This is a genomic window from Riemerella columbina DSM 16469 (assembly GCF_000374405.1).
GTDB classification, from domain to species: Bacteria; Bacteroidota; Bacteroidia; order Flavobacteriales; family Weeksellaceae; genus Riemerella; species Riemerella columbina.
In genome coordinates this window covers 1-13,221 of record NZ_KB894245.1, presented here as the reverse complement: position 1 = coordinate 13,221, position 13,221 = coordinate 1, and the positions used below count along the sequence as shown (strand labels likewise).

The following is a 13,221-nucleotide window of genomic DNA, read 5'->3' as shown; positions in this document are numbered from 1 at the left end:
TCTTCAATAGTGATTAATTTCATTACTTCTGATTTTATCGTTTATCTGGGGACAAAGTTCAGAAGACTGAGGCGATGATAACGCCAAGTTTTGCCAATGGATAGATAGAAAATTAGCACATTTTAACGCATTTATGTTTATGCCTTAATAATCATAAATTTAGAGCAAAAAAAAGACGCTTAAAGCGACTAATAATCATTTTGAAATTAGTAAAGTAAGTAGTGTGAGTGTGGTTTGCTAATGATGGGTGTTTATGGGTAAAGTTGATTCAGCCCCTTAGCAGGCTGNTCAATTCTTAGATATTCTTATCCATATAAGTTTCTAAGGAATTGACTAATTGATTCAAAAATAAGGTTCTTGAACCTGAACGACTTTTCATACGGTGGAAAGTATGATGAATATCTTGTAATTCAATCTTAAATAAAGCTTGACAAGTTACAGCGATTTTATTTAAACTAATTTGTCCACTTGAGATGGCTTTTGTAGCGTGTAGTGCATAGATGAGTTCAACCAGGGCAGCTTTGCTTTCTGTCCAATGAATTGAGCGATGGTTTTCATTGGCTATTTTATCAAATTGTGTGGTTGTACGAAAGTGGAGATACTCATAAAATAATTCTCTACCAATAATCCGAGCGGTCAAATAGTCGTAGTAGGTTGAAAATCGTCGATCTAAATCAAAAGCGTGATTTTCTAATCCCTCTTGAAAATTAAAAGAAGACCTTAAAAAATATTTATGGTCTTCGTCAGTTCTNCCAGAGTGATAGTAAATATAGAAAGAGTTTGTTCAAAAAGTAAATATGTTGTATCTTCGCTGTGTTGAGTTACTAATTCGTTACTTGAAATTAAAAAAATAATTATAATATTTTATATTTCAATAATTTAACAATTAGTATGGATTTATAAACTAAAATTCTTCGTTTATAATTTATTTACACCTCTATCATATCCAAAAATTGTTGCTCATCTAGAATGGTTACAGTACCTAAGGCTTCCGCTTTTTTGAGTTTGCTGCCCGCCTTTTCACCCACCACTAAATAATTAAGATTTTTGGAAACGGCAGAAATATTTTTGCCTCCGTGTTTCTCAACCATAGTTTCGGCTTGTTCTCGAGTGAATAGGGATAGTTTTCCTGTAAATAGGAAAGTTTTACCCACTAAAGCCTCACTTTCTAATACTTCTTCTTTGGGCTGACTTTCTAATTGTACTCCATAAGATTTTAATCTATCCAACATTGCGATATGTTCAGGCGTAGCCAAATAATCCACTACACTTTCGGCGATTTTTACCCCAATATCTTCTACGGCTACTAAATCTTCTACATTGGCTTGTTTTAACAAATCGATAGAAGGATAGTTTTTAACTAATTTTTTTGCTACCGTTTCACCTACATGTTTGATGCCTAAGCCATACAACACCTTTTCAAATCCTATGGACTTAGATTTTTCAATACCGTCCAAAATATTCTGTACCGATTTTTCTGCCAATCGCTCTAGTGGTAGCAATTGTTCTTTGGTTAAAGTATAAAAATCGGCTACATTTTCTATAAGCCCTGCCTTATAAAATTGCTCAATGGTTTCCGCTCCTAAATTCTCAATATTCAATGCTTTACGAGACACATAGTGAATCATTTTACCAATTACTTGAGGTGGACAATGGGTTTCATTAGGACAATAATGGATGGCTTGGTCTTCTATTTTTATCAATTCTGTGCCGCATTCTGGACAATGGGTAATGTATTCTACCTCTTGGCTATTGGGTTCACGCTTTTTTAGATTAACCCCAATGATTTTAGGAATAATTTCGCCGCCTTTTTCTACATATACGGTATCGTGCTGGTGTAAGTCGAGTTTTTTGATGATGTCTTCGTTATGAAGAGAAGCTCTTTTTACCGTAGTGCCAGCCAGCAAAACAGGGGCTAAATTGGCAACAGGTGTTATCGCTCCCGTCCTACCCACTTGATAGCTGATGGATTCCAACAGGGTTTCTACTTTTTCAGCTTTGAATTTGTAAGCCATTGCCCATCTTGGGGATTTTGCAGTATAGCCTAATTGCTCTTGCTGTTTTAAATTGTTTACTTTAATGACAATCCCATCAATTTCAAAATCTAAATCTTTTCTAGCCTTATCCCAATAGTGGATGTAGGCTTTTACTTCGTCTAGATTTTTGCAAAGTTTGGCTTGCTTAGAAACGCTAAAACCCCAAGATTGAGTTGCGTTAAGCAATTGCCAATGGCTGTTGGCAGGGAGTTCTGTCCCAACAATTTGATACAATACCGCAGACAGTTTTCGTTTTCTTACTTCGCTGCTATCCTGCATTTTAAGACTTCCAGAGGCGGTATTTCTAGGATTCATAAATGGGTCTAGACCTTCCTCTTCTCGAGATAAATTGATTTGAGCAAAATGTTTTTTAGTAAGGAAAATTTCACCACGAATATAAAATTTTGATGGATAGTTGCCGTGTAATTTTAAGGGAATATCGGAAATGGTTTTTACATTGGCGGTTATTTCATCCCCTTGAAAGCCATCACCGCGTGTTATCGCTTGTTTTAGCAATCCGTTTTCGTAGAGGATAGAGATCGATGCACCATCGTATTTTAGCTCAGCTACATATTCAATTTCTCGGGTTTCTAAAGTTTTTTCTAATCGTTTCTGCCAATCTGCTAAGTCACCAAAATCGTAGGAGTTACTTAAGGAATACATTCTGTATTCGTGCGTTTCGGTAGGGAAGTTTTTGGTAATGCCACCGCCTACACGCTGGGTAGGGGAGTTGGCATCAAAAAACTCTGGGTGTGCCCATTCTAAATCTTGGAGTTCTTTTAGTAAATTATCAAACTCGAAATCAGAAATTTGTGGGTTATCTAGAATATAGTAATTATAGTTATGCTGATGAAGCGTTTCTCTGAGCGCTTCTATTTTATGTTTAATCTGTTCGTCTATCATTTTTTGAGTTTGGTTTTGGATTGTAAAAATAGAAAAATTTTAGATATGCTATTGTTATGACAAAATAAAACAACGCATAAGATAAATATCCTATGCGTTGTTGGCAAATGAATTGTGGATTACTATTCCACGATTAGTTTAGTGTAGTTTTGTCCTGCTTTTAGGATATAGATGCCTTTTGCAAGACCACGCACATTAATAGTTTCTTTAGAAGTCGTGGATAATACTTTCTGACCATTCATATTGATAATGTCAATGGTTTTATATGCTTTCCAATTTTGGATAAACACTATTCCATCTTTTACTGGGTTAGGATAAACAGACAATTTATTTTTATTGATTTTAACCTCTGAAGTCGCTAATTGAGATTTTCCCCAAACCTTTTCTACCCATTCTGGATGGTCGATGTATGGATTTCTATTCTTTTGGCGATCGTAAATAGCGTTATTTCTGTCTATTTCTCTTTGGCTTATGGGATCATCTTCGCTCCACTTTAAAAGCACTTGAAGTTCCCAGTTTTCTAAGCCAATTTTTTTTGTAGATAATATATGACCAGTATCAAATTGAGAAAGTTTATCTTCGTATCTTGTTACAAAATAGAATAGCATTCTTGCAATATCCCCTTTAAATTCATCTATAGGCTCAAATACAACACCTGAGTAGCCAGAGGTGGTATTTTTTCCTACTTTAGAACCATTTTTAGAAGTCCAAGAAGGATTATTAACAATTCCAAAAGGATAATTACCACGCATCCCATTTACTTTACCATCGGTAGGGACAATAAAATGTGCATCGCTTACCATAGGTGCTTTTTTATTAAATAAACTTTGTGGCACTAGGTGTTCTCTGTTGTAGCAATCTCCTTCTTTGCTATAGTTTCCACATTTATTATTAAAATGTGTATATTCATAGGCGTCTTTACCATTTGGATTTTCAGAATACATATCTAGTACCGTACCATCTTTTTCATAATAGTTGTCTGTATCTGAATTTTCATAGGTGGTATAAAGTCCGCTGTACCCCCTGTCTCTATGATTTTTAATAATGTTATGAAGTTTGGACTTTAATGCTAGCCCTGTGAGTCCATCGGTGCCGTCATAGTAGCCATTTGGTATTTGAGCCGATAGCATCATCCCAACGACTAGTGTTAATAATAAATTTATCTTTTTCATAATGAAATATTTTTCGTTATTCACTTTAGTGACTATATTTATACAAAATTAAACATATAAATTTAAGAATCCATCATATAATCTTTTTTTATTTTTGAAAATAAATAGGAAATGCCACCACCAAAAAACAAAGCGGTAAGCATCACGATAATGTAGTTTTTCAACTCTATTTTTACAGGAAATGCTAAAAATTCACTGGCTTTAAAGAAACCTGTTTGGATTTGTAAAAAGCAAATAATACTTCCTAATACCAAACCGAATATGATACCAAAAAGTACAATCAATAAACCTGTATAGAAATAGATTTTTCTTAGATTCTTCATGGTAAATCCTAAGGATATTAAGGCTTTGGATTGCTCTTTTTTGTCTAGTTGTAAAATAATAATCGCTCCCGCCAAATTAAAGGTCGTAATGAAAATTACCAAAGCAAAAATGAGATAAATCATTAGCTTTTCGGTATTAATCATTTTCCAAAATGCCGCATTTTCTTCTTCTTTAGTAGAGACTTTTACTTTTGAACCGAGTTGCTGTACCAAAGTTGCTTTCACCTGATTAACATTGGCTGACGGGCGAAGTTTTATCACGATTTGATAAGCACTGCCCTTTGGCAATTCTAATAATTCTTGTGCCAATTCTATTGGGGCAATGATGTAATTATTCAGTTGGTCTTTACCATTAAACACTCCCGTGATATAGATTTCTTTTTTATTAAAAATATCCGATTCTTTAGAAATAATACCTTTACCTGCCTTTGGCATAAACAATTGCGCATAGTCTTGGGAAGACCCTACGGGAATAGAAAGACGATTGTCGATGCCATTTTCTAAAATCACTTCATTTTTATATTCAAAGGAAGGATAAACTCCAAAAAACACATTGTTTTGTATGGGATTCACTTTAGTATACGCAGAGTCTACACCTCTTAAATAAGCGATTTCCCCCACATTATTATAGTCTAGATAGACTTTTTCTTCAATAATTTTTGAAAAACTTTGGATGTCCTGCTCATTTTTAAGCGTACGATAGATTTTATTAATCTCGGGAAGGGTTTTCCCTGTACGACTGCTAATGGTAAGGTCGGCATGTAAATCGTCTACCAAGGCTTTGTTCATCTCTTCTAATCCAGAAAAAACGGAAATAATAATAAACATCGCTGCCACCGCTACCATCATTGCCATCGCCGCTAAGCCTGTGATAAAACTCACTGCCTGACTGCCTTTCTTGGATAGCAAATACCGTTTAGCAATATGAAACGCTGTAAAATTCAATGTTATAGTTTAGGATTGTCGCCTTCGCCTTTTAATTCTCGCTCTATACGCTCTACATCGTCCAGCGTGGTGTCAAGATAAAAACTCAATTGTGGAATCACACGCACTTGGTTTGCCATTTTCTTACCCAAAAAATGTCGGTATTGAGATTTGTTGGCTTCAATTTCCTTCATAATCGCGGTACGATAGTCTTTCGGGAAAATTGAAAGGTAAATTTTGGCAATGCCTAAATCTGCGGTTACTTTAACCTCTGATACAGAAATTAAAAACTGTTTAGGACTTTCTGCGGCTTGCTTTCTAAAAAGTTCCGAGAAATCCTCTTGTATTATCTGTGCTACTTTTCTTTGTCTGTTACTTTCCATAGTTGTTGCAAATTTAGCATTTTTGATTGATATAGATTCATCCTGCAAATTAAAAACTGCTTTTTCTCAAAAATTTATTAAATTTGCATCTTTAAAGCATGGGACAAATATTAGCAATAGACTATGGCAAAGCCCGAACAGGGATTGCCGCTACGGACGATCTACAAATGATTGCCAGTGGACTCACTACCGTAGCCACTTCGGAATTGATGGCGTTTTTGAAAACTTATCAAAAACAAAACCAAGTAGAGACTATTGTAGTAGGACATCCCATTGATTTAAAGGGAAATATCTCGGAAGTAGAGCAGGATATTTTAGCCTTCTTGGAAGTGTACAAACAGGAATTTCCGACTGTAAATATCCAAAGAATGGACGAAAGGTTTACCTCGAAAATGGCATCGTTCGTCATTAGCCAAAGTGGGAAAACCAAAAAACAAAGACAACAGAAAGGGCTTATCGATAAGGTAAGTGCCACTATAATTTTACAAAACTTTTTAGATTTAAAAAGATGATTTTACCTATACGCGCCTATGGCGACCCAATTTTAAGAAAAAAAGGACAAGAGATAACGCCAGATTATCCTGGTTTATCTGAGTTAATAGACAATATGTTTGAAACCATGGAAGCGGCTCATGGTATAGGACTTGCTGCCCCACAGATTGGTTTGGATATTCGTCTTTTTATTATTGATGTAACGCCTTTGGCAGAAGATGAAGATTATACAGATATTGCCGAAGAACTAAAGACTTTTAGAAAAGTATTCATCAATGCTAAAATTTTAGAAGAATCTGGTGAGGAATGGAAGTTTAATGAAGGCTGCCTTTCTATCCCAGAAGTTCGAGAAGATGTTAACAGAAAAGACACCATCATCATAGAATATTATGATGAAAACTTTAAAAAACATACCGAAACTTTTTCGGATATCCGTGCCAGAGTGATTCAGCATGAGTATGACCATATTGAAGGGGTGCTGTTTACCGACAAACTCAGTGCGCTGAAAAAGAAACTCGTAAAAGGGAAGCTCAACAAAATATCCAATGGGGATATCCATGTGAACTATAAAATGAGATTTCCAAAATAAAATATCATTATTATCGTTAATAACAAAAGAATAAAATCAATAGACTATGCAACTAGAAAAAATAATTTCAATTTCTAAAAAACCAGGACTTTACAAACTAATCTCTCAATTGAGAAACGGATTTATTGTTGAAGACATAACCACTAAAAAAAAGGTAAGCATCTCTAATTCTAGCCAAGTGAGTTTGCTAGATAATATCGCCATGTTCAGTTTCGATAGAGAAGTACCTTTATTTGAAGTAATGGAAAATATTGCAAAAAATGAAGACTACAAGGCAACGGTGAACCACAAAGCTCCAGAAGAAGAGATGAAAGAATTTATGTCTAAAGCCCTTCCAGATTATGATACAGAAAGAGTATATATTTCTGACATTCGTAAATTGGCGCAGTGGTATAATATCTTGCAAAAAGCAGGTTACATAACGCCTGAAAGCCTTGTAAAGCCAACTGAAGAGGTAGCAGAAGCAAAAGAAGAAAAATAATCATCACTAAAAACTTTGCTGACCCATTCAGCAAAGTTTTTTATTTAAAACAGTCTCTATCCCGATTCCTATCTTATGAAGCAGTATTTTAGTTTTATCTTCCTATGGTTGTTGGTGGAGTTGATGCCAGCACAGGAAACCATACCTTATAATCAGCAGTATTTGTTAGATGGTGCATATCTATTTAATCCTGCATTATTAGGGGCTACTGACCAAGTAGAACTAAATGCCAATTATCAAAAGCAATGGTCTAAATTTGACCAATCACCTAATGTACAGTCGGTAGGGATTCATGCTAATATTTTCGACCGCGTAGGGGGCGGAGCCTATTTTTTTAGAGACCAAAATGGAGCGTGGTCTGCCAATGGTATTGCCGTAGGAGCATCGTATTTTATTCCGCTAAGTGACGATGGTGATAGAAAAGACCAATTTTCATTTGGGACTAGTGTTGATTTTTATAATTCTAATATCGATTTGTCTTTACTCAATCCTAAAGATAGCGGCGACCCTTTACTTCAAGAAAATACAAATGGTACTTTTCTCGTTTATTCTAACATTGGATTGCAGGCGATTTATCAAAACTTTTTTGCTAGTGTTTCCGTGGCAAATATTCCTTTGAGTGGTAGTAGAGTGATTGTTAATGGGATAGAGCCTTCGCCCACAAAATTTTATATCCATACAGGCTATGATTGGAACTTTACCGATGGGTTGTCCTTAGAACCTTCGGTGCTGGTTAATCTGAACACCAATTCGGCTAGAATTATAGATTTAAACCTTTTGGCTAAAGTTAAAAACGAGGACAACTATTTTGCTGGAGGCGTTAGCTATCGTACTTCAAAATCAGCGGTGGGAAGTCAGCAGTTATTATTATCACCAGTCATTAAAACTAAATTTAATGGCTTATCATTTGGAGCAACCTATAATTTTAATTTATCTAAAATAGCAGAGTTCTCGGGCAATAGTTTTATGCTAAGTTTAGGCTATTCGTTTGATAATTTTATCAATCCTAGAGGCTTCCGTTACCGCTAAACCACACCGTGATTTATATCCATATTCCTTTCTGCAAACAAAAATGTAGCTACTGCAATTTCCATTTCTCTACTTCTTTAAAACAAAAAGAGGCAATGCTTTCAGCAATAAAAAAGGAAATTGAATTGCGAAAAAACGAACTTCCCAATCGTACACTCCATAGTTTATATTTTGGGGGTGGTACGCCGTCTGTCCTTCCCGTAGATGATATTCAAGAATTAATCGATATCGTTTTAAAATATTATGATTTAAATAAAGAGATTGAAATCACTCTAGAAGCCAATCCCGATGACCTTTCAGCGTCTTATCTAAAGGCTCTGTCTAAAACCCCTATCAATAGATTGAGTATAGGTATTCAAAGTTTTTTTGATGAAGATTTAAAATTGATGAATCGGGCGCATAATGCTTCCCAAGCAGACGCTTCGATTAAAAGAGCACAAGATATGGGTTTGGAAAATATCAGTATTGATTTAATTTATGGCGCACCAACTTCTGGAATGGAAATTTGGAAGCAAAATGTGCATAAAGCCATAGATTTGCAAGTACCTCATATTTCCTCTTACGCTCTTACCGTAGAGCCTAAAACCGCTTTGCAACATTGGGTGGACACTTATAAAATAGCACCACCTAAAGAGCAATTTCAAAATGAAGCGTTTCATTACCTTTCGGAAACACTTCAAAAACATGGCTTTATCCATTACGAAATTTCAAATTTTGCTAAAGCAGGGTTTCATTCAAAACACAATACGGCGTATTGGCAATATCAGCCATATTTAGGTATTGGACCTTCGGCACACTCGTATAATGGACATTTGGAACGCTCTTGGAATATTGCGAATAATACCCATTACATCAAAGCGATTTCTGAAAATCAACTGCCTTTAGAGCGAGAACAACTATCGGAATACGATAGATTTAATGAATTGATTATGATTGGTTTAAGGACTGTATTTGGTGTAGATTATTCTAAAATAAAAACATTTCCAGAAGACATTACCACGCCTTTTTATAAAAAAATGAACGAAAAATTAGAACTCGGAATTTTAGAGTTAAAGGATGAACGATTAAAAATTCCTTATGAGCATTGGTTTATGGCAGATGGTATTGCGGCAGATTTATTTGTATTGGCATAAAAAAGTTTAAAAATTTCCATTAAATTTGCAATTATGGATAAGGAAATTACAAGACTTCAGCGTCAGGTAGATGAATGGATAAACACCATAGGGGTTCGCTATTTTGACGAATTAACAAATATGGCAATTCTTACCGAGGAAGTCGGGGAAGTTGCAAGAATCATGGCAAGAAGATACGGTGAACAAAGTGAAAAAGAATCTGATAAACAAAAGGATTTAGGCGAAGAGCTTGCGGATGTTCTATTCGTTACGCTATGCCTTGCCAACCAAACGGGGACAGATTTACAAAGCGCTTTTGATGCAAAAATGAAACTCAAAACCCAACGCGATGCTGAACGACACGCCAATAACGATAAGTTAAAATCTTAACAATGAAACCACTTCCAAAATTAAAGTTGAACATTCAACACCCAAGCATCATAATTTCTGGCTCTAAAAGCGAATCCAACCGATTATTGATTTTAAAACATTTGTTTGGAGGTTTAACCATAGAAAACTTATCCAACGCTCAAGATACGCAATTATTGCAGCGCGCATTAAACTCTGATGAGGAAATAATAGATATTCACCACGCAGGAACTGCTATGCGCTTTTTAACTTCTTATTTTGCGATTCAACAAGGCAAAACTACCGTTTTAACAGGTTCTGAACGGATGAAGCAACGCCCGATTGCCCCATTGGTTGAAGCTCTAAGACAACTCGGTGCTGAAATTCATTATTTAGAAAAAGAAGGTTATCCGCCGTTGAAAATTTTAGGACGAGATTTTACTCAATCAGAAGTTTCTATTTCTGCACAGGTTTCTTCTCAGTTTGTCAGTTCGTTATTATTGATTGGTGCCTGTTTAAATGAGGGATTAACTTTAAATTTAGAAGGCAATATTACTTCCAGACCTTATTTGGAAATGACTCTAAAAATCCTTACTGATTTAGGGATTGAAAATACTTTTATTGAGAATACCATTATCGTTAAGCCTTGTAAAAACTTCAAAAACCAGAACCCATTCTTTGTAGAAAGCGATTGGAGTTCGGCATCTTATTTTTATGCTTTAGTGGCGATTGGAAGGCAAGTTTTAACCCTAAAAACCTTTAAAAAAGACTCTTTACAAGGGGATGCGATTTTAGCGGAATTGTATCAAACTTATTTTGGAATCATTACCGAATTTTCAGATGATTACGAAATTAGTTTAAAGCCAATCAATAGTTTTGAGCTTCCTCAATCTATCACGGTTGGTATGAATGATTGTCCAGATATTGCCCAACCCCTTTGCGTAACGGCATCAGCATTAAAAATACCTTTTAAAATTACGGGATTAGCAACTCTGAAAGTTAAAGAAACCGACCGATTAATCGCGCTTCAAAATGAATTATTAAAAATTGGAGTTACCACTCGTATTACCGAAAACAGTATTGAAAGTCTTGATTTTAAAACTGTTGATACCATACCCACTATTAAAACTTATAATGACCATCGTATGGCGATGTGTTTTGCTCCGTATGCGTTGGTAGCTCCTATAAATATTGAGCATCCCGAAGTAGTAGAAAAATCTTATCCTCAGTTTTGGCATGATTTAGAAAAAGTAACAGAGTAGGGTAGAGCAATAAAAAAATCGCAGTAAGAATTTTCCTACTGCGATTAGTTATGTCAAGTTTTATAAACTTATTTTAGGTATAATGGACAAAAATTAGGCTGTTTTTTAGAACATGTTCTCTAATGGACATTTTTTAGGCTCTATTTTCAAACATTTTTTGAATAAAAAAATACTTTTCTTTTTGGTGGAACTGACACATTTGTACAGAAATATCTTCAAAGGATTGAATANGTCCTTTCCTTCCATCACACACAATGCCTGCTATTTGAAAACCTAAAGATTTTAATTCATTGATTCCTTGAATNTATAATGCATTGGTTTCTTGCCGAACATAGTATTTTAAAAGGTTTTCTTTGGTTATTGCATCCTTAAAAAGCATCACACCAAAATTTCTTCCCCAGTAGGTTGTATCCATTAAAATGATAACTTTTCTAGGTTGTTTTGTTACCTTTTGAACCTTTACCTTGTCAAGTCTTCTTTGTATCGTTTTTACAGAGCAATTATACTTCTTAGAAAGTTGTTAATAAGTTTGTTTTCCTCGGGTGTATTCTACCCAAAGATGGTCATTATTGATGCGATGACCACCTAAAAATTGTTTATCGCAATGTTGGCATTTATAGAGTTGAACATCATTGACAAACTCATTTTTCTTGGTAAATTTCTTACCACAATGAAAGCATTTTTTTATTCATAACCTTTGATTGGATATAAAGTTAATGATATCAAGGATTTCAAGAGTTTTGAGCCTAAAAAATGTCTATTAAGTCTAATTATTTGATTTTCATTTAATTACACTTGTGTTTTATTTGTATTTTTCGTATATTTGTCTGGTAATTAGATAGATATGGAAAAATTAATTGCATTTGCAAAAAGTATTGATGATTTTCGTTTGGATAGAAGAAAGCGTCACCCTGTGGAGAATATCGTATTTATTACCATCATCGCCGTTATTTGTGATGCCTCAGATTGGGAAGAAATAGAAGATTTTGCTCTGTTAAGAAAAGATTATTTCTCTAAGTATTTGAATTTAGAAAATGGTATTCCCTCTCATGATACCTTCAATCGATTTTTCTCCTTGTTTAATCCTAAAAAATTTCAAAACCTTTTCATCCGTTGGGTTCAAGAACTACTTGATATCAAATTGGAAGCAGGATTTCAGGTGGCAATCGATGGTAAAAGTAGCCGAAATACGGTAGATGCATTTGGAAATATGCTCCATCTTCTTAATGCTTATTTAGTAGAAGAGCGCTGTATCTTGGGACAACATAAGACGGATGATAAGAGTAATGAGGTGAGAGCTATTCCTATACTTTTGGAAGTGTTAGACTTAAAGGATGCGATCATAAGTATCGATGCTATGGGCTGTCAAAAAGAAATTGTAGAGAAAATTATTGACCAAAAGGCAGATTATTTTTTGGCGTTAAAGAAAAATCAAAAAACACTTTATGAAGATATAGAAACTGCTTTTTTGGTGTTTAATGAAAAAACAGATAGTGAATTTATCACAGAAGAAATTAATGGTTCAAGGGTAGAGAAAAGAATTTGTAAGGTGATGGATGATTTATCGCATCTTTCCACAGAATTTCATTGGAAAGGACTGAGGAAAATCGTAAAAATAGAGACGGAAACTTATTTGAAGAGTAAGCAAAGTACACGAACAGAGACAAGGTATTATATTACAAGTAAGGATATTACGGCAGAGCGGTTTTTGCAAATCAGTAGGAATCATTGGATGATTGAGAATAAACTTCATTGGAGTTTAGATGTCATCATGCAAGAAGATAAAAGTAGAAAACGTAACAATAATGTGGCAGAAAACTTCTCTATACTGTTAAAAGTAATATTGAAACTATTACAAGAGAAACAACTGCAAAATAAAAGAATAAGTGTAAAGTTTCATAACATTATTGATGGCATTCTATCCTCATAGGATTTACTTTGAAGGCTAGCCTTCAAAGTAAATCCTATGAGGAACTGATAAAAAAGTTGGTTATTTTTGTTTCACGCAAATAAAAATAATTATGCAAATTTATCATTCAAACGCCACTACGAATATAAACATTCGTCAGCAAATTCAAAAATCTAAGGCTACTAATTTTGAGTTAGCCCAGCAATTTAACACATCGCAACAAACCGTTTCTAAGTGGAAAAATAGAATTTCTCTTAA

13 protein-coding genes and 1 pseudogene are annotated in these 13,221 nt (G+C 34.6%); 8 read left to right on the top strand and 6 right to left on the bottom strand.

Annotated features, from left to right (window positions below):
- Window positions 1–295 precede the first annotated feature (295 nt).
- The 5 genes from C237_RS13160 to rbfA all read right to left on the bottom strand — a co-directional run bounded on the left by C237_RS13160 (window position 296) and on the right by rbfA (window position 5,741).
- Entirely contained in the window at window positions 296–769 is a 474-nt protein-coding gene (locus C237_RS13160) for an RteC domain-containing protein (RefSeq protein ID WP_083917657.1), read from the bottom strand.
- A gap of 160 nt (window positions 770–929) precedes the next feature.
- The gene (gene ligA, locus C237_RS0108120; RefSeq protein ID WP_018675999.1) at window positions 930–2,939 is read right to left on the bottom strand and encodes an NAD-dependent DNA ligase LigA; all 2,010 of its coding nucleotides are present in this window, start codon (window positions 2,937–2,939) and stop codon (window positions 930–932) included.
- Between the two features lie 122 nt (window positions 2,940–3,061).
- Window positions 3,062–4,111 carry an HNH endonuclease signature motif containing protein gene (locus tag C237_RS0108115; RefSeq protein ID WP_033398828.1) on the bottom strand — a complete coding sequence of 350 codons (1,050 nt, stop codon included), beginning with the start codon at window positions 4,109–4,111 and terminating at the stop codon, window positions 3,062–3,064.
- 62 nt (window positions 4,112–4,173) lie between these two features.
- Entirely contained in the window at window positions 4,174–5,379 is a 1,206-nt protein-coding gene (locus tag C237_RS0108110; RefSeq protein WP_033398824.1) for an ABC transporter permease, read from the bottom strand.
- A 2-nt stretch (window positions 5,380–5,381) separates the two neighbouring features.
- Entirely contained in the window at window positions 5,382–5,741 is a 360-nt protein-coding gene (gene rbfA / locus C237_RS0108105; RefSeq protein ID WP_018675996.1) for a 30S ribosome-binding factor RbfA, read from the bottom strand.
- 98 nt (window positions 5,742–5,839) lie between these two features.
- Between rbfA and ruvX the strand changes: the two genes are divergently transcribed.
- The 7 genes from ruvX (at window position 5,840) to C237_RS0108070 (ending at window position 11,054) form a co-directional block, all read left to right on the top strand.
- Window positions 5,840–6,253: a Holliday junction resolvase RuvX gene (gene ruvX / locus C237_RS0108100; RefSeq protein ID WP_018675995.1), complete on the top strand. Its 414-nt coding sequence runs from the start codon at window positions 5,840–5,842 to the stop codon at window positions 6,251–6,253.
- Window positions 6,250–6,822, top strand: a complete 573-nt coding sequence (def, locus tag C237_RS0108095; protein WP_018675994.1) for a peptide deformylase — start codon at window positions 6,250–6,252, stop codon at window positions 6,820–6,822. Before ruvX ends, def begins: the two co-directional genes overlap by 4 nt.
- A gap of 46 nt (window positions 6,823–6,868) precedes the next feature.
- Window positions 6,869–7,303 (top strand): DUF5606 family protein, encoded by a 435-nt coding sequence (locus tag C237_RS0108090; protein ID WP_018675993.1) that lies wholly within the window; start codon window positions 6,869–6,871, stop codon window positions 7,301–7,303.
- Window positions 7,304–7,378: 75 nt separating this feature from the next.
- The gene (locus tag C237_RS0108085) at window positions 7,379–8,332 is read left to right on the top strand and encodes a PorP/SprF family type IX secretion system membrane protein (RefSeq protein WP_018675992.1); all 954 of its coding nucleotides are present in this window, start codon (window positions 7,379–7,381) and stop codon (window positions 8,330–8,332) included.
- Between the two features lie 8 nt (window positions 8,333–8,340).
- A complete protein-coding gene (gene hemW, locus C237_RS0108080; RefSeq protein ID WP_083917655.1) occupies window positions 8,341–9,465 on the top strand; it encodes a radical SAM family heme chaperone HemW in 1,125 nt (374 codons plus the stop codon).
- A 33-nt stretch (window positions 9,466–9,498) separates the two neighbouring features.
- Window positions 9,499–9,834, top strand: a complete 336-nt coding sequence (locus C237_RS0108075; protein WP_018675990.1) for a nucleotide pyrophosphohydrolase — start codon at window positions 9,499–9,501, stop codon at window positions 9,832–9,834.
- Between the two features lie 2 nt (window positions 9,835–9,836).
- Window positions 9,837–11,054 (top strand): 3-phosphoshikimate 1-carboxyvinyltransferase, encoded by a 1,218-nt coding sequence (locus tag C237_RS0108070; protein WP_018675989.1) that lies wholly within the window; start codon window positions 9,837–9,839, stop codon window positions 11,052–11,054.
- A 133-nt stretch (window positions 11,055–11,187) separates the two neighbouring features.
- Here the strand turns inward: C237_RS0108070 and C237_RS15205 are convergent.
- A pseudogene (locus C237_RS15205) lies at window positions 11,188–11,562 on the bottom strand (hypothetical protein); the annotation flags it as partial.
- A gap of 336 nt (window positions 11,563–11,898) precedes the next feature.
- On the opposite strand from C237_RS15205, the gene C237_RS13155 reads away from it, so the two are divergent.
- Window positions 11,899–12,984, top strand: coding sequence for an ISAs1 family transposase (locus C237_RS13155; RefSeq protein WP_018675987.1), 1,086 nt, complete (start codon window positions 11,899–11,901; stop codon window positions 12,982–12,984).
- Window positions 12,985–13,221 lie beyond the last annotated feature (237 nt).